Source organism: Kovacikia sp. CALU 1929 (assembly GCF_056784235.1).
The window spans coordinates 244,074-267,078 of record NZ_JBXBCF010000065.1 but is presented as its reverse complement, the minus strand read 5'-3'; the positions used below and the strand labels follow the sequence as shown (position 1 = coordinate 267,078).

Below are 23,005 nucleotides of genomic sequence, written 5' to 3'. Positions count from 1 at the left end.
TAGTGCTGAATAGCAAGATGAACTGGGACGAAGTTTCAATTCATACAACTCTCAATTCATACCCACCATCAGCAACGCTGCCCCTAGTGAGCCAACTGAGGCAAGTTTGTTGATCGCTCATTTAATCCAAACTGTTCAACCCGATCATCAGGTTGCATCACCCTCTCTTCTTTAAAGAGGGCGTTTGGCTGTGTCAGGCAAGCAATTACACCATGTACGCGGCTTTTCTCTGATCCCTATTGAGGATGCCACTAAACCATAATGATGAAACTTTACCTGGATGATTCACCTCAAACGGAAGCAACCTTACCGTTAAAGGACTGTGCGTCTGACTTTGCTGCTGCGCTGCAACAGATGCTTCAGTCCCATTTGCAGGATGGGTATCCAGATGTGATTCTGTCCGCTAATGCCGCCGGGATGAGTGTTCGCAGCTTGCAACGCCGACTGACTGAAATCCATCTCAACTACTCCCTACTGATTGAGCAAGTGCGATTTGATCAAGCGGTGCGTTTGTTGCAAGAATCAAACCTAAAGATCATTGATATTGCTTTTGATCTGGGCTACACCGATGCGGCAAATTTTTCACGTGCCTTCAAGCGCTGGACAGGTGTGTCACCCCGCGAATTTCGTTACTTGCATAGAAAAGTTTTACCTTCTGGCGTGTTATGACCAGAAAAAAGCATGTAGCTTTGCTCCAATTAAGTCATAGCTACATTCATAACACAGTAACTTGGCATGGCTCACATTCCCTTAATCCGGGCGAATGTCATGAATAGTGCCATCGCTTTTATCGAAGAGATAGAAGCCCCAGCCGAACGCCTGCTGACAGAAGCAAAACTATCCCGCTCCCTACTGCATGAACCAGAAGCCTTGATTCCACTCAGGTATGTTTTTGAGTTTTTTGAGCAGACTGCCTTTGCAGAAGGGATTGAATATTTTGGGCTGTTAGTTGGGCAACGGACTCAAATTTCTGATCTGGGTGCTTTAGGGCGATTACTCAGTCATTCTCCTACCCTTTACAATGCCATTCAGACCTGGACTCATTTAATCCCCAGCTACAATTCTGGTGAGCAAATTTGGCTGGCTGAACGAGAGGAGAAGGTCTGGCTATGCCAAAAGTTTATTGGTGGTCTTGATGTGGGTCGTCACCATGCCGCTCATTATTCCATCATGATCATGATTCATCTGGTTCAGTTGGCGGCAGGTTCTCAGTGGAAGCCAACGGAAATTCACCTGGAAACCAATGATTCGCATGGATTGGAACAGGTTGAGTGGCTATCGGATGTGAAAATTCGGTTTAACCAAGACGCAACTGCCATTGTTTTACCCCGATCGCTCCTGAGTTTACCGTTACAGAGTTCAGAGACCTATAGCAATGCCCAACGGGATCAGGATTATGAAACTTTGCGGTCATCTGCTCCTGTGAAAACGTTCTCTGGATCCCTACAGCAAACGATGAAATTCCTTTTACGACAGGGCTATCCCAATATTCAATCGGTCGCACAAATCGCTGGAATGAGTGTTCGTAGCTTTCAACGGCAATTGAGTGAAGCTGGACTCACCTATTCTCACCTGGTTGAACAGGTTCGATTTGAGCGATCGGTGCAGTTGCTGAGAGAGTCTACCAATAAGCTGGCAGATATAGCGGCTGAAATCGGTTACAAAGATGCGGCTAACTTTACCCGCGCCTTCAGGCGTTGGGCAGGGATTTCACCCAGTAACTTTCGGAGTTTGCGATAGAGACGTGTCTCAGGGGGGCGATCGCCACTTGATACGGAATCGCCATGTTCAAGCTAATACGACTCGGATTAATCGGTGTACAAAATCCTATGACTGTTGGACTGTGATTCTTTACACACTTGAGTTCTCTTGTCATTTAACGCCAGTTGTATTAAAATCCAGCAGTTACAGATCACGATTTGTTGTCAAAACAAAGGTTCTAATTTATTATCGCTATCCGCTTTTGCGTGATTGCTGCTTACTTTGGTGCCGATTAAGAGAGCCAATCCAGTTGGGACTAAGTAGGCGGAACAAATTAACGATGAAACGACTGTAGGTTAGACGTAGGACATGAGTTTCATGCCCTACGTCTAACCCATCTTCTGATGGTTTTGCCTATTTAATTACTGTGTCTTGGGTGTCTCTACACTGTTTCATAAATCGATATTTCTTGTCCCTTTGCGCCAACGATTCAAAAATTTAAAACTTGATTGCCTGCTTAACGTTATTCATTCGTTGTTTTTTTTCCTGTATGAATGCGATTCCTTTAATTCGAGCTAGCGCAGTCCTACCATTTGTAAATTTTCTCAATCAAATTGGGGCTCCCACTGAGCGGCTTCTGAAACAGACCAAAGTACCCATCTTTGCCTTAGAAAACCCGCAAGCGCTGATCCCGCTGTATCAAACGTTTGACTTTGGAGTAAAGGCAGCACGAACCGAAGGAATCGATGACCTGGGTGTGGTGGTGGGGCAAAGAACTCACCATACTGATACGGGTCTATTTGGCAAGATCCTAAGCCAATCGCTGACGTTGTACGATCTGCTCAACACGATGGTATTGATGGTCTCAACTCACAACTCTGGCTTGCGGATATGGGTCACGGAGGAGAACAATCAGATTTGGCTCCATCACCAGTTCATCAACCCTTCTAACTATGAAAATCAGCAGTCACAATATTTTGCCTGCATGATGTATGCCAAAACGATTCAGTTAGCCACCGGTCCAGACTGGCATCCGACTGAACTTCACGTCCAGGCGGGTAAACTAAAGAGCTTAGTCAATCTGGAATTGTTTTCTGGCACCAAGATTTCCTTCAATCAGCCCAATAACGCGATCTGCTTTCCTAAAGCTCTATTAATTCGGCGGCTAAAGCATTCAGGAGAATGCGACTTATTACAACGGCAACAAGATTGTGAGTTATTAAAAGCATCAGCCCCAGATCTAAATTTTACAGTTTCGCTGCGGCAATTGCTTCAGTCATTGCTGCGAGATGGATATTCCGATGTAGAAATCGCTGCTGAGATTGTAGGAACCAGTACGCGCAGTTTACAGCGACGGTTAGCTGAAGAGGGACTCAGTTATTCTCGTCTGGTTGATCAAGTTCGTTTCAATCTGGCGGCTGACCTGCTTAAAGAGCCATCGACTCACTTGCTTGAAATTGCATTTGAGCTTGGCTATACAGATGCGGCTAATTTTACCCGCGCTTTTCGGCGGTGGACAGGGAAAACGCCTAGCCAGTTTCGAGCCTTAAGTACAGGACTTACGCAAACCTCGGAGGTTTTAACCAAGAGTCAAGTATTGACCAGCGTCGGGGCTTAAACCTCCGAGGTTTTGGTCAAAATGCATAGGTTTTAAAGTAATCGCAAAGAGTTGAATGGCAGCGTACTCCAAATGAGCCACTGCTAACTAGATCAGGGATTCCCCTAATTTCTAATTTCTATAGTTATTAACCAGCCTTTGTCACTTCTATGCTGTCCATCACCAATTCAGAACCGATCGCAGACAGGCTGCCTCGCCGCACTAAACTTGCCTATGGGGTGGGCGAGGTTTCAAGGGCTGCCATCCAAAACATCCGGGTTGTTTTTCTACTGTATTTCCTGACCAATGTTGCCGGATTAAATGCAGCCCTGGCAGGTTCCGTACTTTTGATTAGCCGGATTTGGGATGGGGTCAACGATCCGCTTGTGGGCTTGATGAGCGATCGCACCCGTTCCCGGTGGGGCAAACGCTACCCGTGGATGATGATCGGTGTCATTCCGCTGGCTGTGTTTAGTTTTTTGCAGTGGGTGGTGCCTGATTTCAACTTCAGCGATCGCCTGGATCAACTCAGCCTTTTTGTTTATTACACCTTGATTGCCTTATTGTTTGATACGGCTTTTACCGCTGTAATTGTCCCCTATTCAGCCCTGGCTCCCGATCTCGCCCAGACCTATGATGAACGCACCAGTTTAACCAGTTTTCAGATGGGATTCTCGATCACAGGGGGAATTGGCGTGTTACTGCTGGCTCAACTCATCTTTGGCTGGGTTCCCAACCTAAATCAAAGGTTTCTCATCTTAGCCGGTGTTTGTTCCACACTCGTCGTTTTGGCAATCTTTCTGAGTGTTTGGGGAACCTACCGCCAAACCGCATCCTCTCGATTGGCAAGGAATGATAGGGAATCTTCTGCCAAACCTCTGTTTTGGTCCCAGGTATCCACCGTCTTCAAGCAACGCGAGTTTCAACTGGTGACGGGGATTTATGTCCTGTCCTGGGTGTCCGTTCAAGGGATGATTGCGATTCTGCCTTACTTTATTCAGAACTGGATGAATTTACCCGTCCAGCACGTGACTCAAATGGTCGTGTTGATGCAAATAGCTGCATTGGTGTCAATTCCCCTGTGGCGATCGCTGAGTCAACGGGTGGGCAAAAAAGGGGTATTCCTGCTGGGTATTCCAGCATTAATTGGGGGACAGCTTGGTTTGTCGCTGTTACATTCTGGTCAAATTGGGTTGATGTATAGCTGCGCGATCGGAATTGGGATTGGACTATCAACCATTTATCTGGTTCCCTGGGCAATGTTGCCGGATGTGATTGATCTGGATGAGTTGCGAAATGGACAACGACGGGAGGGCTTATTCTATTCCCTGTTGATGCAAATGCAGAAGTTTGGCTTGGCGATCGCCCTATTTCTCCTGAGCCAGGGCTTAAATTGGACGGGTTTTATTTCTACTACGGGTGGAAGTCCAATGCCCGTTCAGCCGCCGTCTGTTTTGGTTTCAATTCGGTTAGAGATTGGCTTGATTCCAGCGATGGTCATGATGCTAGCCCTGTTTCTGACCTACCACTACCCAATCACTCATGAGGTACATAAAACTGTCTTACTACAACTGCGAGAGTTGAAGGAATCCAGAAGCTAATCGACAATCGGTAAGGGCTCAAGAGTCAACCAGACCGTGCCTTTATCAGGAAATTAGGCGTTGCTGATTTTGGGTATGAATCGAGAGTTGTATGAATTGGAACGAAGTTTCAATTCATACTGCTATTCAGCACCACCGGAAATTACAGGTTGATGGATTCTTAACCCAAAATACTCACTGAAATTCCCCTATTGACAGGCAAGAACCGCAACCGAATAGACATTATTCACATCGCTACCTACATTCACGTTGACCTGATAGGGCTGTTTTGCCGTGGGAGGACGAAATGTGCCGCTATAAAGTTCATATCGCTGCATCGGAATGCTTTTTTTGTAGACCTGTGAAGAGGTATTGTCGTTGTATTTAAGACTTACTGTGACCTGGTAGTTGGCATTGTTTTGGGGATAAATATGACCCATAAAGTAACGGTACCGGGTACCTGTGGGCACTGCAAAATCCGTATTCCAGTCATTGTTGCCCAACGCTCTGATTGAAACTTTCTTTTCAATCGAGATTTGCCCGCTGCTGACTTCACGAAGATAGACACAGTTTTTAGGCTGCGCCTGTGCATCTTGAACGTTTGCTACCAGAGCGATCGGCATGAGTGCCATGGTGATGCCAGCGAGTGCAATATATCTCTTTTTCATTGTTGTTGCCTTTTTAGATACTAAACGTTTTCCACCTGTCAATTTTCCGCCCAAGAGTTCAGATAAAATTTCAGACATCAGTACACATACCCTCGGCGATAGGCAATCCTTATTTGTTGAGTGCTATTGAACCTTAATTAGCTCCACCTACTTAGCTGCCCATGAAAGTAACCACTAAAAGGGAAACACCAATGATTTTCCAATAAATAAGGTTCCTATTCTTGTCATTTTGCGCCACTATAGTGAACCTATTTGGATCGTGAACGGACTTTCCAGTCAGAGCAAGACTTTCACAACTCTCCTTTTTCACAAAAGTTTCAGGGGGTGCTTGAAAAGCCTCTGACGGTTAAAACCGCGATGACATGAATCAAGTTTGCCTGTGCTGGCTTGAGAGATTGAAAGGCTGTATACTGAGCAAATGTTTAAGGCTCAAACTCGATTTGAAGATAATAGTGCGAGCAAAGTACAGTGAAATAATTCGCTATTGATTTATTGGGAAATGTGTTGTGCGAGTAGCAATGCAAATGGTTGAGTCATAGCACGAAGGCTTCAATAGCTAACGCATCTACGAACTATAGCGATCCTATTTGGATTGTGAACGGACTTTCCCGTCAGAGCAAGACTTTCACAACTCTTCTTTTTCACAAATGATTTAGGACTCCTATAGTAGAGCAATCTAAAATTTCTGCAATGATAGGCTGGGTAGAACGCCAGCGAAACCCAACATTTTCAACGCTCAGGTGTTGCAAAATTAAATACTCACTGTACTAGTGTTGCAAACACTAAATTTTGCAACATGGGAGTGAAGGGGCGAAGCCCCCAAGAAGGGGTGGAACCCCTTCACCCCCTTACAAAACGAAAGTTTTGCATGTACTAGTCTCCAACCACGGAGGTTGGAATGGGATTGGGGAAGAAAGGAACGGGTGGTGGACCGCCATAGGTCTGTTGCAGTTGCTCAGGGGTAAGAGAATTGACCAGATCTAATTGAAGCGGGGGACGGGCGATCGCCCGGGCATAGCCCGCATTCAGGTAGGTAAGATATTCCGGGCGATCGCCGACATAAACCTGCATAAATGCCACACTCAATGCCTTTGCATATTCCCGCGCCAGAGTTGGTTCCGCTCCAGACAGGAGAAACCCAGCGGTACCGGGTTCTGACGTTGCCTCTCCCTCCGTTCCATCCACCGCCGCATGACCAGCAGGAGCAATATTGACCAGATATTTTTGAGGGGTTTTCAACCACAGAAAAGGATGCGCCTGTTCTAATACCAGGGGAGTGATGATGTCACGGGAACTGCCTAGGAGCATGGTAGGCACCTGAATTGTGCCCATTCCCTCTGGTCCAAAAACCAGGCTGCTCAGGGGGTTCATCGCGATCGCGGCTTTGATGCGAGAGTCCTTAAGCACGTTGACATCAAAAAAGGGTAACTTCTGGTTTAAACACTGCAAGGCAATGGAGGAATTGAATCTCAGAGCCGTTGGGCATTGTTGAAATAGGCGAGACAGGTTGAACGTTGCCCCCGCTGTAACCAGTGCCGTATAGCCTCCAAAGGAGTGCCCAATAATCCCAATTTGTTGCAGATTAAGTCTACCTGCAAGCTCAGACTGGGACTGACGCTCCAGTTCATCCAATGCCTGCTTAACATCCAGAGGTCGTTCAACAAACTCCGTCAGGGTGACATTGCTACCCGTCAACCCATTGAATAGATCCTCTCGCTGGCGTTGACCGCTGCCAATATGCTCTGGCAGTACTGTGACAAACCCATGCGATGCCAGGTGAGTTCCCAGGTAGGCAAATCCGACAGGAGAAGACCCCAGCCCGTGGGAAATGACCACTACTGGGGCGGGTTGGGGCTTGTCTTCTGGCAAGTAAACATCGACATAAAACTGGCGTTGAACAGGTGTTCCTGCGATTGATAACGTTTGCCGCTCTAGTTGCCAGGTGCGCCGAGCCACCTTAAACGGTCCCGGTTGTTGGGGGTCAGGCAGGTTAGTATCGACGACAGGACTGGAACCTGCTTCATTTTGAGCTTCCTCGGCGATCGCTGCCACCGTTGCATCGGTATAACTACTTAGTGCGGTGAACAACCTTTGAACCGATAGTAGCCGACTCGCATCAAATAAAATTCCCTTCGTCGGAAAGCGGCGGATCAGATCAATCAGCGTAAAACCCTCCGGATTGGTGGCTGACAAAATCCAGCTTGAGCGCATGGCATAAAATCCATTCAGCCCCGCTTCAGTTTGAATCAACTCACCCAGTTGCCGAATCGCCTCTTCTCCCAAAGGAGAGTAGCTCAACCGGGAAACCACAACCGAGCTTAACCGGAAACGCTGTTTCAGCGCTGGACGTAGCTGCGCCATTGCTTCATCCCCAGCAAAGCGGGCATAAAACTGAAGTTCTCGATCAATTTCACCCGTTTCTGCAAAATGTTCCAGGGAATCGACGGGCAGTGACAGCTTTAATGGTCCCGCCCGCAGGTAAAGCCATTCCGCACTGACCGCTGGGGCGGATCTGAGTGCAACTGGTAGCGCCCCCAACCCAATCAAACATAAACGAACAAAAACTGCCCTCACTGTCCATTGTCTAGCCGTTGTTCCGCGCTGCCGTATGACCATTTGCTGTTCCAAAGGTTATTACACCACTCAAACAATTTACAATCATTCCACTAAAAAGGAGTCAGGGGGTAACAGGTGATAGGTGTTAGGTGCGAGGAATAGGAGGGGATTTACCCCAAGTTTCACCTTCATCAGCCCCCGCTGATTGTGAGAGCTTAATCAAGGGTCTAATATGTATGAAGGTTGACTAAATCTAATCAGAACTAGTTACATGCTATGAACCAGGCTATTGCAGATGCAACTGCCCTTGATGACAAACTTTCAAATCGCCATATCGACCTTGATCCGAGTGGGTACTTTATTATTTACCTGAATCGAGATGAGGGGTTGATTTGTGCGAAGCACTATACCAATGTGATTGATCATCGGGGTCTTGCCTGTGATCCGGAAACTGGGAAACCCTTTTCCTGCGATCGAAAAGTTGAACGGCTTTCTACCAGAACCTACACAGGCAGAACCGCTAAAGAGATTTGTGTGGAGTTATTTGAAAAGGTGAAGCCCTGTCCGGTGACGATGCTGGATCATGCTGCCTACTTGGGGCGTGAATTCCAGCGGGCGGAAAGGGATCTTTTCAGCGGACAGGAGTACGTCCAAGATTGATGGGTGGTGCTGAATAGCAGTATGAATTGGAACGAAGTTTCAATTCATACAACTCTCAATTCATACCTAAAATCAGCAACGCCACCGTGGAAGGGATGACGGAGTCGTTTCACCGTCCCTGCATGTAGAGGTAAAAGTAATAGGTTGCCATAGGGACAACCGTGGCAACGACCAGGAAAGTGACGACCCAAAATGTGGCATTGCTGGCTTTGGTATCTTCCGGTGTGGCGAAGGTTCCTTCCACCTGGATGTTATCTTGCACCTGGGGGGGACCGGGATCGGGTCTACCGGAGAGTACTGCAACCAGGCGATCGCTGGCTCCCAGAAACGCCTGATTATACTTGTTGCCCTGCTTCAAAGGCACCAGAATAGTCTCATGGGCAACGCTTTGAGCAATGTCATCCGGCAAAATTTCCTTCACCTTCTCGCCAGTGCGAATGCCGGTATTGTTGGTCAGATTATCGATGACCAAAATCGTTTGATTCGCTTGCTCCTCTGGAGTTGGAAACCAGCGCTCAAACAATTGGTCAGCAAAGCTCTGGGCAGTTTCGTCATAATCAAGACGGTGGATCGTGACAAACCGGACCTCGTAACCCGTTTTCTTTGCCAGTTCATCCAAACTTGAACTAATTTTGCCTTCGCTGAGGCGACTCAAAATTTCTGCTTTGTCAAGTACCCACGTTTCGGGCATAGCGACAGGAAGCTCATAAACACTGGTTGCCTGGGCAGGGGGGGGAAAAACCTGACTGGTCAGCAACAGGACAGCGATCGCCAGGAGCAGACGTTGGAGGGTGTTTATCCAGTTAGGAAGTGTGGTGAAGAGCCGTTTCATAGGAACTATTTGGAAAACGTACTTAGAGAATACTACGTTTCATAACAAAGATGAGAAAGTAGCTGCTTTCAGATGGCTTAAAAATGATCAACTGTGAAGGTTGGGTTCGAGGGATAGAACACTGAAAAGGGTACTAACAGAGATGGAGCGGAGCAAGATTAGGACAAGGGTTTGGGTTGTAGAGCGGGGGCAGGGGCGATCGCGCTCTGACCAGGTGGCAACGGAAGAACCCTTAGAGATCCGGTTAACCCATCCCCAGCGCACGGTTGCAATCACCATGCGCACCCCCGGAGCCGACTTTGAGCTGGCAGCAGGGTTTCTCTACGGTGAAGGGGTTATTCAGCAACGGGAAGATATTGATCGCATCAGCTATTGTGTGGATCCTGATCTGGATGGTCAGCAGCGCTACAACATTGTGAATGTGGAACTGCGGTCAGATCTGGCTCCTGATCTGCAACCATTGGAGCGGCACTTTTACACCACCAGTGCCTGCGGCGTGTGTGGCAAAACCAGCCTGGAAGCGCTGAAAGTTCGCTCAGCAAAAATCCCGGATGCCCAACCCATTGTGACGGCAGAAGTCCTTTACGCCCTGCCTGACCAGTTACAGGAAATGCAGGGACTGTTCAAGGCAACCGGGGGGCTGCACGCTGCCGCACTGTTTGATTGTTTGGGTAAACGGCGATCGCTCCAGGAAGATGTGGGACGGCACAATGCTCTGGATAAACTGATCGGTTCTGCTTTGTTAGCTGGCAATCTACCGCTGAATCAGAGTATTGTGCTGGTCAGCGGACGGGCAAGTTTTGAAATTATGCAGAAGTGTTTGGCGGCTAGAGTGCCTATCGTTTGTGCCGTATCCGCTCCTAGTAGCTTGGCGGTTGCGCTTGCCCAAGAGTTTGGCATGACTTTGATTGGGTTTCTCCGAGGAGAACGGTTCAATGTGTATGCTGGCGAGGAGCGGATTGCGACGGATGGGTGGAAGTAGGGGTCAGGGGTCAGGGGTCAGGGGTTAGGGGTTGGGTTTCCAGTTAAGGTTGGTCAGACTGGTCAGGATATGGTCTTCCCATGTGCCGTTAATTTGCAGGTAATCTCTGGCATAGCCTTCGACTGTAAAGCCTAACCTTCTCAGCAGATTGCCGCTTCGCTGGTTACGGGGCATGTAGTTTGCCATGATCCGGTGAAAGTTTTGCTCTGCAAACATATAGTCAATGGCGGCACTGAGCGTTTCGTACATGTACCCCTGCCCCTGTTTGACTTCGGCAAGACTGTAGCCCAAAACACAGGCATGAAAGGGGTCTCTAAAGATTTGAGAGAAATTGACAACGCCAACAACGGTTTTCGGATGTTTTTGCTCAAACACAAACAACCTGAGGGAATGGTCGTGGGTGAACTCGATCAGGTTATGCTCTGTTTGCGATCTCCAGAAGGCTTCACTAAAAAACTCCTCTGGGCGAGTTGGCTCAAATGACTGTAAAAATGCTCGGTTGTGGCTATAGTAGCGGGCGATTTCGCTGGCATCCCGATAGTCCGCCATGCGAATCACCAGCCTTGGGGTCGATAGGCGAGGAAACCCCTGCACTCCATAGTCTGATTGCGTCATGTCGCACGAATTCGCTCAAGCAAATCATAGAATGTTGACCAGTCATCTGCTTCGGTAATCGGTTTCCAGACGGCTTCAATCAGCGATCGCACTGGAACCGTGGTTGGATTATTGATTTGTAATCGGTTTTTGATCTGCATCATTTCACTATCCGATACGCCCAACAATTGATTGAAATAAAAGATTTTCCAATGGTTCCAGAGGGTTGCCAGTTCATCGTTAGACAGCGTAGCATCTCTGAAGATCTGGCTGGCATCTTCTCGCCAGTCCTGTGAAAACTGCTGAGCCAGCGCGGCAAAGAAGTCATGATAGCTGACCTGGGTTTCTCGCAAAAGTTGAAGCGTCAGGTTCAGAAGTTCCTGCCATTTGGGATCTACGGTTGATTCAAACCCCAACTTGCTCAACATCCGTTGCTGATAGGCTTGCTGATAGGTCTCCCAAAAGCTTGCCAATCCGGCATCTAAGTCTGACTGAGAAACCACCAACCCCAAGGGGCGTTGCAGTTTCTCTAAGTTTTGGTGGCAGATTTCGGGTTGGTTGGCGTAGCTGTAAAGCCCAAAATGGTCAAAATAGGCAGCGGTGAAGCTGGGGTTATAGGTTGGAATGAAGGCATAGGGACCGTAATCAAAACTTTCCCCGCTAATGGACATATTGTCGGTGTTCAGCACGCCATGACAAAACCCAGCCGCCATCCATTGAGCCGCTAACTCTGCGACTCGTTGTACCAACTCTGCATAAAAACGGGTGTAGCGATCGCTCTGGTTTGCCAGGTGGGGATAGTAATGTTCAACTACATGGTCCAATAGAATGGCGATCAGATCTTTGCGCTTAAAGTAATGCAGCCGCTCAAAAGTGCCAAACCGAATGTGAGAACGGCTAAACCGCACCATCACGGATGATCTGGTTGGTGATGGCTCATCCCCCCGCCAGAGGGATTCCCCCGTTTCAACCAGGCAAAAGCAGCGAGACGTTCGTACCCCTGCCCGGTGTAACGCTTCTGCGGCAATCACCTCCCGCACACCCCCTTTTAGGGTTAGTCTGCCATCGCCACCCCTAGAGTAGGGGGTTGTGCCAGAGCCTTTGGTACCCAGGTCATACAGTTCGCCATCCTGCCCCCGCACCTGTCCATACAGGAAGCCTCTGCCATCCCCCAGTGCCGGGTTATATTCACCAAACTGGTAGCCGTGATAGCGTAGCGCCAGAAAAGGATGGGGGGCGTTTTGAAACTGACCAAAGGCTTCGATAAAATGCCCGTCGCTGACTGCCTGTGGGTCAAGCCCTAACTTTGACAACAGATCATTATTGCGAAACCGCAAAATATGGTTGGGGAATTCAGCCGCCGTTACGCGATCGTAGTAATCATCTCCCAACCATTCCACCACTGGTTCGTAGCTGAGGGTCAGAAGGGGGTTAGGAGGGTGCATAGGGAAAAGGGAATAGAGAAGAAAACATCAAAATAGAAGATATGCCAGGGACATGGCAAAACCCTGGGGGCAACAAGTTATCGATTGCAAGTTTATCTATTGAATTGTGCCAGGTGGAAGATACAAAGCGTGCAAAATGTCAGCGAAGGCTTCATTTTCTGAGTTTAATAACGACTTCAATAGTTTTTTCAAGTCTGCTTCTCGCACACATTTAGTTGCTTTGGCGATGCTCATCCATTGGCGCTTTCTGCGCCTGACCTCCGGATAATCGGTTGACTCCGTCTCGACTGCCATCAAAAAGACCTCCACCTGGCAGGGATAACTCCATTTGCGCGTGTTGTAGTCACCGAGCATCGGCGTGTATACCTTTCCCGTAATTCCTGCCTCTTCCCAGGCTTCCTTCGCAGCAGAATCTTCTGGTGTCATGAATGGGGAGATCCAACCCTTTGGAATGACCCAGCGTTTGCCACTTGAGGAGGTGACGAGCAGAACTTCAACTTCCCCATTTCTGACACGAAAGGGAATCACTCCAGATTGCCGAATCACAGAAATGCCTCCTATTCGCCCTTACAGCGGTTTTCAGACGAGTGCCACGCAGGCGATGCCTTTTAGATGAATGCGAAACAGTGGATCGGTATAGCCTACACAAATGAAAATAGCTGTAAGCATTCAGCCTAAAGCCCTGAGCCAGACTGACCCAGGGCTTATGTTTCATATAGTTGGTTTGCTTCGACCCTTGACGCTTGCTTGCATCTATGTCGGTGAGGTCATACTTTGTTCAACTTATGCTCTCAGTATAACGGTGGGTCAGGCTAAGCTAATCTATACTTGGGAAGGGAAAACCGTATAACTTGAGATGGACTTTTGATGGTCCAAAGTATGGCTAATATTAAGGTTGAGCTATTCCCTCGTGCGACAGAATAGTAGATATGCCTGTAAAAGTAGCACGAAGTTACTACGAGCTTGTAAAAAACAACTTCACAAATTTGACTGGCTATTCGCTAATAGCCTATTGCAGTTATTTCTTAACGGCTGCGACAGAAAATATTGGCTGGAATGTCAGCTTTACCAACCACCTGGGATGGGTTGCAGCGGTTGGGTTGGCGTTTCATTATTTTGCCCAGAGCCACCATTGTCAGGGGAGGGATTGGAAGGCAACTGGGGCAAGGTAGGTACGAGCGGCGTATCCTGGGTAATATCTTTTGGGGCATTGGCATTGAAACCTGTCGTCTGGGTTGGGGGAGTACTGCCTGTCCGGTTTGCAATCCACTGCCGAAATGCAGATGTATTGACGACTTGTAACCCTCCTAAGACGGCAATCAAGATTAGAATCGCAAGCACTAATCGGTTCATCGGTTTTCCCCTGCTGGAGTTAGCCCTAATTTTTTAGCAACCAGGTGACCTAACGGTTACGTTTAATTTTGACAGACTTTATTTTGATTGGGGTTCATCCATAGTACGGGTTATGGTCAGACGTAGGAATTCACTTAACTTAAGGATTGGGGCAGGGTGGGCTGACCAATTCATCACCTGGTTGATGATTGCACTGTGAAATCCGTTTATAGCGTTTTTGAATCCAGTGAGGTACATGGATAGTTTTAGGACCCTTAAATCAAACAGATGAGATGTACCTCACCCAGAAAGGAAACGATGTATGCCGTTCTGAGCGATCGCAGGATTTCTTTCGCTGAAGGCTGCAAGCCTTTCCCTACAATTAAAGTTTACTGCCTTCGTTGATCTGAATTTTTTTCCATTCCTCACCTCCATGATCGCAAATACTAGCCGCCCAATCTGGATCTATGACACAACGCTGCGTGATGGTGCTCAACGGGAGGGTTTGTCCCTTTCCATTGAAGACAAATTACGAATCGCCCGCCAGCTCGATAAGCTAGGAGTGCCTTTTATTGAAGGAGGTTGGCCCGGAGCAAATCCGAAAGATGTGCAGTTTTTTTGGCAACTTCAGGAAGAACCGCTGACCCAGGCAGAACTGGTCGCCTTTTGCTCTACCCGCCGACCGGGCACTGCCGCTGCCCAAGACCCGATGCTGCAACCGATTCTGGCAGCCGGAACCCGATGGGTCACTATTTTTGGTAAATCCTGGGATTTGCACGTCACGGAAGGCTTGAAAACCACCCTGGATGAAAACCTGGAAATGATCCGCGACACCATTGAGTACCTGCGATCCCAGGGTCGCCGAGTCATTTATGATGCCGAGCACTGGTTTGATGGCTACAAGCGCAATCCCGACTATGCGCTGGCGACCTTGCAAGTGGCGATCGCCGCCGGAGCTGAATGGCTGGTCTTCTGCGACACCAATGGCGGCACCCTACCCCACGAAATCAGCCAGATTGTAAGTCAGGTCGTCACCCACTTTGAATTTTTTGGCGAAGAGCCAGTCGCCAGCCGCCCAAATCAACTAGCCACGAACCACCAAAAACCAAAAACCAACCTCAACCCCCATCCCCGACTTGGTATCCACACCCACAACGACTCTGACACGGCTGTCGCTAATGCCCTGGCAGCGGTGATGCAGGGCGTGAGCATGGTACAGGGCACCATCAACGGCTATGGCGAACGTTGTGGTAATGCCAACCTGTGCTCCTTAATCCCTAACTTGCAAGCGAAGCTGGGGTTTGCCTGTATCAACGATGAACAACTGGCACAATTGACTGAAACCAGCCGTTTTGTTAGTGAAGTGGTTAACCTGGCTCCCGATGACCATGCGCCCTTTGTCGGACTGTCTGCCTTTGCCCACAAAGGAGGTATCCACGTCAGCGCCGTTGAGCGCAATCCCTTAACCTACGAACACCTTCAGCCAGAGCAGGTCGGTAATCGCCGCCGGATTGTGATTTCAGACCAGTCCGGCTTGAGTAACATTCTCGCCAAAGCACGCACCTTTGGGATTGAACTGGACAAGCAAGACCCCACCTGTCGCCAGATCTTACAGCGGCTCAAAAGCCTGGAAAGTGAAGGCTATCAGTTTGAGGCAGCGGAAGCCAGCTTTGAGCTACTCATGCGGGAAGCTTTAGGTCAACGGCAGGCACCCTTTGAAATTAAAGGTTTTCAGGTTCACTACGATATGGTGCCTGGAAAGGATGCAAACCAGGCAACCTCGCTGGCAACCGTTAAAGTGGCAGTCGATGGAAAAGATATTCTAGAAGCGGCTGAGGGAAATGGTCCAGTTTCAGCGCTGGATGCCGCACTCCGGAAAGCATTGATCAACTTTTACCCGGAGATTGAAACCTTTTACCTGACCGATTACAAAGTCCGGATTCTAGATGGCAAAGCCGGAACCGCTGCCAAAACCCGCGTCCTGGTAGAATCGAGCAACGGTCACCAACGCTGGACAACGGTAGGCGTTTCCGGCAACATTCTGGAGGCGTCCTACCTGGCAGTGGTAGAAGGGCTGGAATACGGCTTATTTCTGCACAACCCCGCCAAACCTCCTCTGTTCTGTGTGCTAACCCCCGACCATTGATTTCTCTTCCCTCCCCTAACACCTGCTGCATGTCCCGCTCCAGTTCCCTGCGTTACTACATTACTGCCCGCTTGCTTCTGGCTCCTTTGATGCTATGGGTGATTACAACCGTCGTTTTTTTGTTGTTGCGGGCAACGCCAGGTGATCCCGTAGATGCGTTGTTGGGTCCCCGGGCACCCCAGGCAGCTAAGGACGAAATCAGGCAACAGTTGGGGCTGGGAAAATCCCTCTGGTTGCAGTATTTAGACTATATGGGAGCGTTGCTGCGGCTGGATTTGGGTAAATCCCTGATCAGCCAGGGACAATCTGTGTGGCAAATTATCCAGGATTTTTTTCCAGCAACGGTGGAACTGGCGCTTTTCAGTATGGCGATCGCCCTTGTGGTTGGAATTTCCGTCGGTATCCTGTCTGCCTCTAACCCAGATACGCCGCTGGATGCCGGGGGCAGGTTGTTTGGCATTATTACCTATTCGGTGCCTTTGTTCTGGTTTGGGATGTTGTTGCAGTTAATTTTTTCGGTTCAGTTAGGCTGGTTTCCTTTGGGGACGCGCTTTCCCATCACGCTTCCGGCTCCCGACGGTCCGACGGGGCTGTACACGGTTGATAGTTTGTTGCACGGCAACCTGAGCCAGTTTTTCATGGCACTGTATTACCTGACCCTCCCTTGTCTGAGCCTGGGAATTTTGATCAGCGGCATTTTTGAGCGAATTGTGCGAGTCAATTTGAAGCAAACGCTCCAGTCGGATTACGTGGAAGCCGCTAGAGCCAGAGGAATTCCCGAATCAAAAATTTTGCTGAATCACGCCCTGAGAAATGCCTTGATTCCGGTGGTCACCATTCTGGGGCTGACCTTTGCGGCATTGTTGGGCGGGGCAATTTTAACGGAAGTTACCTTTTCGTGGCCCGGACTGGCAAACCGACTGTACCGGGCGATCGCCCAACGCGATTATCCAACCGTGCAGGGAATTGTTGTGTTTTTTGCGGCGATCGTGGCACTTGCCAGTATTGCGATCGATATTCTCAATGCCTACATTGATCCCCGCATCCGTTATTAGGAAGTCAGTAAACAGCGCCTGAGTTTGGTTGCTGATGCTGACTGGAAATTTAATCAATTGCTGCAATAGTGAGGAGAGGTATGAATTACTGGCTGATGAAGTCTGAACCGAGTACTTACGGGATTGAAGACTTGCAGCGCGATCGCACTACGATTTGGGATGGAGTGCGCAATTATCAGGCACGCAACTTTCTGCGTTCAATGCAGATCGGTGATCTGGCATTTTTTTATCACTCCAATGCAGAACCGCTGGGTATTGCCGGATTAATGAAAGTTTCTCAACCGGATATTGTAGACCCGACTCAGTTTGATTCTAAAAGTAAGTACTACGACGCAAAATCACCTCAAGAGAATCCCCGCTGGCAAACCGTGGAAGTTGAGTTTGTCGAAGCATTTGCTGAAATCATTTCTTTAGATACCCTGCGCCAAACCTTTAGCCCAGAAGAACTGCTCGTCGTCAAGCAGGGAAACCGACTGTCCGTGATGCCCGTGGCAGAGGAGGTAGCAAAGAAAATCTTGAAAATGGCTCAAAAGTAAGTACTATCTGGCATTACTCTATCAATCCTTCCTGACACCTAAGGGATGTGCCCCCAAATAAAGTACCCGCTAGACAAGCTACTCCACGATGGATTCCCGCCTGCGCGGGAATGACTTTGGGACTTTATTAATTTGCGAGTCCCTCACACCTCACACCTCACACCTCACACCTCACACCCGATTCCCCTACTCAGTATCAGACTCTCCCCTACTCAGTATCAGACTCTACCGCTTTTCCAGTTGTGCCCGTCGAGTTTTTCTTGGCGATCGGTTTATCTCGCCGTTTTGCCCACTTTTCAGCCTGGGCAGTCGCAATGGCAATCGCCCTTCCTTCTTCGTAATCATCATCCAGTAAGGCATTGGCAATGTCGATCGCCTTCCGTCGTACTTCTGCCCTGAGGTTTTTCATCGAAGCCGGATAGTCTTGATAAGTCCACGGCATAAGTGTTATTGCTCCTTTTAGGAGAAACCTGCTTTTAAACCTCATCCAGGTTGAGAGCTAAAGATTTTTTCCAGAAAAACTATAGGTTTTTAAGTTGGTGAGATTTATATAGCGTTTCCTTTCTTGGTGAGGTACATCTCATCTGTTTGACTCAAGGGCTTTACGGCTATCCATCTACCTCACTGGATTCAAAAACGCTATAACAAAGTTTTAGGCAAAATCTTGACCCTGCTCGTCTGCCAGAAATTAGATTTTCAACTCATTCTGAAGACATAACGATGACCATCACCCTCAGCAGGCAGCTTTCATCCTCAACGGTCATTGTAGCAATGGTTGGGTTCGCCACTGAGTCTTCTCATTAGGGAAAACTTTGCCCGGTACGCTTCTCAATGTAGTCCAGAATGGTTTGATACCCGGATGGATCATTTTGCTGGTTCACTACAATCGTCGTATTCCCATCAATTAAGGCAAAGGAGATTCTGCCATTGGGCACGTAGCAGAAGGCGGTGACACGGTCCAGGTCGATCACATACGTGTTCCGGTCATACGTGATTTTGATCCAGTAAGCCACAAACCTTCCTCAAATGCTGTCATTCAGGTGCTACCGCTTTCTATCCTATTCCACCCTTACGGCACTTCAACCGGAGGAACCTCTTTGGCGTGGGCATCTAAATAGCTCGGTATAAATTCTGTCTCCCTACCTGGGATTTTATGCCCTGTTTGAATTTGCAATGCTGCTTCAACAAAGCCTTGAAATAGGGGATGGGGACTGCTGGGACGGGACTGAAACTCTGGATGGAACTGAGTTGCCAGGAAAAATGGATGATTGGGTAATTCGATAATTTCGACCAATCGACCATCGGGTGAAGATCCACTAACGACATAGCCCGTCTCGGTAAATAGACTACGGTAAGCATTATTGAACTCATACCGATGACGGTGGCGTTCGTAGATGACTTCCTCCTGATAGAGCTTAAATGCCAGGGTGTTGGGAGCTAACCGACAGGGATATAGCCCTAGCCGCATTGTGCCACCCAGGTCTACCACATCCTGTTGCTCCGGTAGCAGGTTAATCACGGGGTTGCGGGCTTCCGGGACAAATTCAGCACTGTTGGCATCCTCTAAATTCGCAACATGACGGGCCCATTCAATCACCGAACATTGCATTCCCAAACAGAGTCCCAAAAACGGCAGTGCATGGGTGCGGGCATAGTTGATGGCTGCAATTTTGCCATCGACTCCCCGAATGCCAAAACCACCCGGAACAATCACCCCGTTGACATCCTCTAAATACCGCTCGGCACCATGCTCCTGGATATCTTCAGAATTGATCCAGCGGATTTTGAGTTCACTATCCAAAGAGATCGCCGCGTGGCGCAATGCCTCCATGACCGACAGGTAGGCATCGTTTAACCGCACATACTTACCCACCAGGGCAATCTCTAAATGCTTGCTGGGACCATACAGGCGATCGACCAGGGTTGCCCACTGGGTCAGGTTGGGGGTTCGCTGCTCTAGCCCCAGGAGATCAATCGTTTGATAGGCTAATCCCTCCTGTTCCAGGGTGAGGGGTACTTCATAAATGCTTCTGGCATCCTGGGAAGTGATGACACACTCCACAGGAACATCACAAAAGTTAGAGATTTTGTCCTTCAATCCGGCGGGCAGGGGGCGATCGCTGCGGCAGACCAAAATATCGGGTTGAATCCCAATTGAACGGAGTTCTTTCACCGAATGCTGTGTTGGCTTGGTCTTCATCTCCCCGGCAGAGGGAATAAATGGAATCAGGGTGACATGCATATAGAGCACATTGCGCCGTCCTCCTACATCCTTACGAAATTGACGAATTGCCTCCAAAAATGGCAGTGATTCAATATCCCCCACCGTGCCGCCAATTTCGGTGATGACGACATCCGGGTTTGTGTTTTTAGCCACCCGCAAAATTCGTTCCTTAATCTCATTGGTGATATGGGGAATCACCTGCACCGTGCCGCCATGATAATCTCCCCGACGCTCCTTGTTCAGCACTGCCTGGTAAATGGAACCCGTTGTGACGCTGTTGAGACGAGACATAGAAGTGTCTGTAAAACGCTCATAGTGTCCCAAATCCAGGTCTGTTTCTGCACCATCTTCTGTAACGAAGACTTCCCCGTGCTGAAAAGGACTCATTGTGCCTGGATCAACATTGATGTAAGGGTCTAGCTTGAGGATAGAAACTGAGTAGTTCCGTGATTTCAGTAACCGTCCCAGGCTGGCTGCTACAATGCCCTTGCCAATACTCGAAACAACACCACCCGTTACAAATACAAACTTAGTCATAGTGTGAGAAGCTGGAATCCCTGGTGTAACCAGTTCATTCTGCCACATGGTTTGGGCATGGGGGATGGGGAGGAGTGGTGGAGTGGATGGGTGAGGGGGTGAAGGGGAGAGGGAATGAGGGAGGCGAGGGAGATGGTTGGAGGAAAGTGGGTGAGCGGGTGTATGGGTTTGTGGCTCAGGCTGGAGCAAGGGAGGATGGGCGATCGCTCGCAATTGACTTTTCCTTTGGCGAAGCTCTATCCAATCTCGGCTCTGGGTGCTGCTACCTGTATCAGCTTGCTTTCTTCGCCAGTTCAGGCACAAAAGGCACTTTACCTGGCTTACCCTCCGGCGAACCATCAGACGAGTGCCCATCAGATTTTCTTGATTGGAACGGCTCCCCCTAAAGGAACGGTGCTGATCAACGGAAAATCCATTCCGCGCAGCCCTGCGGGTCACTTTGCCCCTAGCTTGCCGCTGAAAGTGGGCGACAATCGATTTACCTTGCGCTATAACCAGCAGGAATTGAATGTAACGGTGACGCGGTTGACGACGGAACCGGAAATTCCCTCAGGAGTTGCCTTTGCTAAAGATTCGCTGGCTCCAGCGGTAAACATTGCTCGCTTACCGGATGAGTGGCTCTGTTTTGGGGCGATCGCCCCTGCCAATGCCAAAGTCTCTGTCCAACTGGCAGGGCAAACCATTCCTCTCACCTCCCCGACTCAAACCGTAGACCTGCCAGACAACGCCGCTGTTTTAACCCAGCAAAACCAGCCCGTCACCCGTACTATCAGTCACTACAAAGGCTGTACTCGCTCGGTTCTGCTGGGGGATCTGGGACAACCAGAATTTCAACTTGCCCTAGACGGGCAAACGGTCAGCCAGAAAGCTCCTGGCAGTATCCGCATTCTGTCACCGATCCAGCTAGAAGTAGCTGAGGTGATTGCAGAGAATGGGGCTGCTCGTACAGGTCCCAGCACCGACTATTCGCGTCTCACGCCTCTGCCCAAAGGAACCCAGGCAACCGTCACTGGCTACGAGGGCGATTGGGTCAGGCTGGATTATGGCGCATGGATTAATCGTCAGGAAGTACAGATCCAAAAAAGCGTTGCCCCTTCTACTTCCTTGATTCGCAGTATCAGAGCGCGACAGGTGGATGGTTGGACAGAAGTGATCTTTCCCCTGCAATTGCCTGTGCCGCTGAGTGTGCACCAGGGCGATCGCACCTTCACCCTCACCCTCCACAACACCACCGCTCAGACCGACATTATTCGCCTGGACGATGACCCCCTGATTGAACGCCTCGACTGGCAGCAAACGGTTCCCGGTCAGGTGCAGTACACCTTCAATCTGAAGACTCGCCAGCAATGGGGTTACAAACTCCGCTATGAGGGAACTAGCCTGGTGCTGTCCTTGAGGCATCCCCCAGCCAGCAGGCAGTCCACTTCCCCATCGTCCTCCCTGGCTGGGACGACCATCCTGCTCGACCCCGGACATGGCGGACCAGAAGATTTGGGTGCCGTTGGACCGACCGGGTTGCGAGAGAAGACCGTTGTTCTCGCCATCTCTAAACTGCTGCGGGAGCAGTTAGTCCAGCGGGGGGCAAAGGTGGTGATGACCCGCGAACAGGATAAAGACGTATCCTTGCAAGACCGGATTACCCTGATTAACAAAACTCAGCCTACCCTTGCACTCAGTCTGCATTACAACGCCCTGCCTGACAGTGGTGATGCTGCTAATACCAAAGGCATCTCCACCTTCTGGTACAACACCCAAGCGCACAGTCTAGCGGTGTTTCTGCATAACTATCTGGTTAAGACGCTTAAGCGCCCATCCTATGGGGTTTTCTGGAACAACCTGGCTCTCACCCGTCCGGCGGTTGCTCCCACCGTTCTGCTAGAACTGGGTTTTATGATCAATCCAGTGGAATACGAGTGGATCGTCAACCCAGGGGAGCAAAAACGGCTGGCGATCGCGATCGCCGATGGCGTTGCTGAGTGGGTGCGGAAGAAGTGAGGGGTGATGAGGTAAAGGTTGTTGGTTGTTAGTTGGCAGTCAGTAGTCGGTGGTTCTCAGTTATTGGTCATTGGTCACTGGTCATTGTCAACTTCGCACTCTCAACTTTCAACTTTCAACTTCTCCCCCTCCCCTCATCTTTGAGAACAGACGAAATTAATCGAAGCCGCTTCCCCAGAGCCAGATCTGGGGCTTCCTAAGGACTGGCTTTCGCCAAAGTCGAACTCTTTAATGGTTTTGGCATTCTCATCCATAGAGCGAGCATAACGAAGACGGAACTGCTTTTGTTGACAGTCTACGGATAGATAGAAAGCCATACTGTGAACTAATTTGCCATTTTCGGGATAGGGGGTTCCCCCAGTCATGTAGGACCAGAAATAACGAAAGCGCCCCTTGCCCTGGATTGAGCCACTGTCCACGTACCAGGTTTTGTCTCGCTGATCGGTTAAGACCTCGACCCAGCCTTGTTTAGCTGGAGCGGCTTCTCCAACGCTGGCTGTTCCTAAAAGACAACCTGCAATCCCAATAATGCAGCAGAATTTTTGTAGGGTATTAGTCATAAGAA

Annotated in this window: 21 protein-coding genes; 10 read left to right on the top strand and 11 right to left on the bottom strand. The window is 49.3% G+C overall.

Annotated features, from left to right (window positions below; translation table 11 throughout):
* Window positions 1–261: 261 nt before the first annotated feature.
* From AC1S52_RS12935 to AC1S52_RS12920, 4 genes are all read left to right on the top strand, one after another.
* Complete coding sequence (locus AC1S52_RS12935; RefSeq protein ID WP_482029425.1) at window positions 262–669, top strand: helix-turn-helix transcriptional regulator; 408 nt, start codon at window positions 262–264, stop codon at window positions 667–669.
* A 66-nt stretch (window positions 670–735) separates the two neighbouring features.
* On the top strand, window positions 736–1,740 hold the full coding sequence (locus tag AC1S52_RS12930) for an AraC family transcriptional regulator (protein WP_482029424.1): 1,005 nt from the start codon (window positions 736–738) through the stop codon (window positions 1,738–1,740).
* A 511-nt stretch (window positions 1,741–2,251) separates the two neighbouring features.
* Complete coding sequence (locus tag AC1S52_RS12925) at window positions 2,252–3,319, top strand: AraC family transcriptional regulator (RefSeq protein WP_482029423.1); 1,068 nt, start codon at window positions 2,252–2,254, stop codon at window positions 3,317–3,319.
* A gap of 149 nt (window positions 3,320–3,468) precedes the next feature.
* Complete coding sequence (locus AC1S52_RS12920) at window positions 3,469–4,899, top strand: MFS transporter (protein ID WP_482029422.1); 1,431 nt, start codon at window positions 3,469–3,471, stop codon at window positions 4,897–4,899.
* Window positions 4,900–5,087: 188 nt separating this feature from the next.
* On the opposite strand, the gene AC1S52_RS12915 is transcribed toward AC1S52_RS12920, so the two are convergent.
* On the bottom strand, window positions 5,088–5,546 hold the full coding sequence (locus AC1S52_RS12915; protein WP_482029421.1) for a hypothetical protein: 459 nt from the start codon (window positions 5,544–5,546) through the stop codon (window positions 5,088–5,090).
* A gap of 873 nt (window positions 5,547–6,419) precedes the next feature.
* Window positions 6,420–8,174 carry an alpha/beta hydrolase gene (locus AC1S52_RS12910; protein ID WP_482029420.1) on the bottom strand — a complete coding sequence of 585 codons (1,755 nt, stop codon included), beginning with the start codon at window positions 8,172–8,174 and terminating at the stop codon, window positions 6,420–6,422.
* Window positions 8,175–8,378: 204 nt separating this feature from the next.
* On the opposite strand from AC1S52_RS12910, the gene AC1S52_RS12905 reads away from it, so the two are divergent.
* A complete protein-coding gene (locus AC1S52_RS12905) occupies window positions 8,379–8,762 on the top strand; it encodes a DUF4346 domain-containing protein (protein WP_482029419.1) in 384 nt (127 codons plus the stop codon).
* Window positions 8,763–8,871: 109 nt separating this feature from the next.
* Here AC1S52_RS12905 and psb32 read toward each other — a convergent pair whose 3' ends face one another.
* Window positions 8,872–9,594, bottom strand: a complete 723-nt coding sequence (gene psb32 / locus AC1S52_RS12900) for a photosystem II repair protein Psb32 (RefSeq protein WP_482029418.1) — start codon at window positions 9,592–9,594, stop codon at window positions 8,872–8,874.
* A gap of 142 nt (window positions 9,595–9,736) precedes the next feature.
* On the opposite strand from psb32, the gene fdhD reads away from it, so the two are divergent.
* A complete protein-coding gene (gene fdhD, locus AC1S52_RS12895; RefSeq protein WP_482029417.1) occupies window positions 9,737–10,576 on the top strand; it encodes a formate dehydrogenase accessory sulfurtransferase FdhD in 840 nt (279 codons plus the stop codon).
* A 24-nt stretch (window positions 10,577–10,600) separates the two neighbouring features.
* Here fdhD and rimJ read toward each other — a convergent pair whose 3' ends face one another.
* The 4 genes from rimJ to AC1S52_RS12875 all read right to left on the bottom strand — a co-directional run bounded on the left by rimJ (window position 10,601) and on the right by AC1S52_RS12875 (window position 13,968).
* Window positions 10,601–11,191, bottom strand: a complete 591-nt coding sequence (gene rimJ, locus AC1S52_RS12890; protein WP_482029416.1) for a ribosomal protein S5-alanine N-acetyltransferase — start codon at window positions 11,189–11,191, stop codon at window positions 10,601–10,603.
* Window positions 11,188–12,615, bottom strand: coding sequence for a protein adenylyltransferase SelO (locus tag AC1S52_RS12885; RefSeq protein WP_482029415.1), 1,428 nt, complete (start codon window positions 12,613–12,615; stop codon window positions 11,188–11,190). Before AC1S52_RS12885 ends, rimJ begins: the two co-directional genes overlap by 4 nt.
* Window positions 12,616–12,711: 96 nt before the next feature.
* A complete protein-coding gene (locus tag AC1S52_RS12880) occupies window positions 12,712–13,161 on the bottom strand; it encodes an NUDIX hydrolase (protein ID WP_482029414.1) in 450 nt (149 codons plus the stop codon).
* Between the two features lie 519 nt (window positions 13,162–13,680).
* Window positions 13,681–13,968, bottom strand: a complete 288-nt coding sequence (locus AC1S52_RS12875; protein ID WP_482029413.1) for a hypothetical protein — start codon at window positions 13,966–13,968, stop codon at window positions 13,681–13,683.
* 412 nt (window positions 13,969–14,380) lie between these two features.
* On the opposite strand from AC1S52_RS12875, the gene cimA reads away from it, so the two are divergent.
* The 3 genes from cimA (at window position 14,381) to AC1S52_RS12860 (ending at window position 17,684) form a co-directional block, all read left to right on the top strand.
* Window positions 14,381–16,093 carry a citramalate synthase gene (gene cimA / locus AC1S52_RS12870; RefSeq protein ID WP_482029412.1) on the top strand — a complete coding sequence of 571 codons (1,713 nt, stop codon included), beginning with the start codon at window positions 14,381–14,383 and terminating at the stop codon, window positions 16,091–16,093.
* 29 nt (window positions 16,094–16,122) lie between these two features.
* Window positions 16,123–17,148 carry an ABC transporter permease gene (locus AC1S52_RS12865; protein WP_482029411.1) on the top strand — a complete coding sequence of 342 codons (1,026 nt, stop codon included), beginning with the start codon at window positions 16,123–16,125 and terminating at the stop codon, window positions 17,146–17,148.
* 80 nt (window positions 17,149–17,228) lie between these two features.
* A complete protein-coding gene (locus AC1S52_RS12860; RefSeq protein ID WP_482029410.1) occupies window positions 17,229–17,684 on the top strand; it encodes an EVE domain-containing protein in 456 nt (151 codons plus the stop codon).
* Window positions 17,685–17,892: 208 nt separating this feature from the next.
* On the opposite strand, the gene AC1S52_RS12855 is transcribed toward AC1S52_RS12860, so the two are convergent.
* The 3 genes from AC1S52_RS12855 to AC1S52_RS12845 all read right to left on the bottom strand — a co-directional run bounded on the left by AC1S52_RS12855 (window position 17,893) and on the right by AC1S52_RS12845 (window position 20,445).
* Complete coding sequence (locus tag AC1S52_RS12855) at window positions 17,893–18,126, bottom strand: DUF2188 domain-containing protein (protein ID WP_482029409.1); 234 nt, start codon at window positions 18,124–18,126, stop codon at window positions 17,893–17,895.
* A gap of 358 nt (window positions 18,127–18,484) precedes the next feature.
* A complete protein-coding gene (locus AC1S52_RS12850) occupies window positions 18,485–18,697 on the bottom strand; it encodes a hypothetical protein (protein WP_482029408.1) in 213 nt (70 codons plus the stop codon).
* A gap of 56 nt (window positions 18,698–18,753) precedes the next feature.
* Window positions 18,754–20,445, bottom strand: a complete 1,692-nt coding sequence (locus AC1S52_RS12845; RefSeq protein WP_482029407.1) for a CTP synthase — start codon at window positions 20,443–20,445, stop codon at window positions 18,754–18,756.
* Window positions 20,446–20,607: 162 nt separating this feature from the next.
* Here AC1S52_RS12845 and AC1S52_RS12840 point away from each other — a divergent pair, with 162 nt between their 5' ends.
* On the top strand, window positions 20,608–22,440 hold the full coding sequence (locus AC1S52_RS12840; RefSeq protein ID WP_482029406.1) for an N-acetylmuramoyl-L-alanine amidase family protein: 1,833 nt from the start codon (window positions 20,608–20,610) through the stop codon (window positions 22,438–22,440).
* A gap of 134 nt (window positions 22,441–22,574) precedes the next feature.
* Here AC1S52_RS12840 and AC1S52_RS12835 read toward each other — a convergent pair whose 3' ends face one another.
* A complete protein-coding gene (locus tag AC1S52_RS12835) occupies window positions 22,575–23,000 on the bottom strand; it encodes a surface-adhesin E family protein (protein WP_482029405.1) in 426 nt (141 codons plus the stop codon).
* Window positions 23,001–23,005 lie beyond the last annotated feature (5 nt).

Coding starts and splice junctions, on each gene's coding strand:
- AC1S52_RS12905 (WP_482029419.1), top strand. CDS start 8,379: ATGAACCAGGCTATTGCAGATGCAACTGCCCTTGATGACAAACTTTCA.
- AC1S52_RS12845 (WP_482029407.1), bottom strand. CDS start 20,445: ATGACTAAGTTTGTATTTGTAACGGGTGGTGTTGTTTCGAGTATTGGC.
- AC1S52_RS12885 (WP_482029415.1), bottom strand. CDS start 12,615: ATGCACCCTCCTAACCCCCTTCTGACCCTCAGCTACGAACCAGTGGTG.
- cimA (WP_482029412.1), top strand. CDS start 14,381: ATGATCGCAAATACTAGCCGCCCAATCTGGATCTATGACACAACGCTG.
- AC1S52_RS12855 (WP_482029409.1), bottom strand. CDS start 18,126: ATGCCGTGGACTTATCAAGACTATCCGGCTTCGATGAAAAACCTCAGG.
- AC1S52_RS12915 (WP_482029421.1), bottom strand. CDS start 5,546: ATGAAAAAGAGATATATTGCACTCGCTGGCATCACCATGGCACTCATG.
- AC1S52_RS12865 (WP_482029411.1), top strand. CDS start 16,123: ATGTCCCGCTCCAGTTCCCTGCGTTACTACATTACTGCCCGCTTGCTT.
- AC1S52_RS12835 (WP_482029405.1), bottom strand. CDS start 23,000: ATGACTAATACCCTACAAAAATTCTGCTGCATTATTGGGATTGCAGGT.
- fdhD (WP_482029417.1), top strand. CDS start 9,737: ATGGAGCGGAGCAAGATTAGGACAAGGGTTTGGGTTGTAGAGCGGGGG.
- AC1S52_RS12860 (WP_482029410.1), top strand. CDS start 17,229: ATGAATTACTGGCTGATGAAGTCTGAACCGAGTACTTACGGGATTGAA.
- AC1S52_RS12875 (WP_482029413.1), bottom strand. CDS start 13,968: ATGAACCGATTAGTGCTTGCGATTCTAATCTTGATTGCCGTCTTAGGA.
- AC1S52_RS12840 (WP_482029406.1), top strand. CDS start 20,608: ATGGGTTTGTGGCTCAGGCTGGAGCAAGGGAGGATGGGCGATCGCTCG.
- AC1S52_RS12935 (WP_482029425.1), top strand. CDS start 262: ATGATGAAACTTTACCTGGATGATTCACCTCAAACGGAAGCAACCTTA.
- AC1S52_RS12925 (WP_482029423.1), top strand. CDS start 2,252: ATGAATGCGATTCCTTTAATTCGAGCTAGCGCAGTCCTACCATTTGTA.
- psb32 (WP_482029418.1), bottom strand. CDS start 9,594: ATGAAACGGCTCTTCACCACACTTCCTAACTGGATAAACACCCTCCAA.
- rimJ (WP_482029416.1), bottom strand. CDS start 11,191: ATGACGCAATCAGACTATGGAGTGCAGGGGTTTCCTCGCCTATCGACC.
- AC1S52_RS12920 (WP_482029422.1), top strand. CDS start 3,469: ATGCTGTCCATCACCAATTCAGAACCGATCGCAGACAGGCTGCCTCGC.
- AC1S52_RS12930 (WP_482029424.1), top strand. CDS start 736: ATGGCTCACATTCCCTTAATCCGGGCGAATGTCATGAATAGTGCCATC.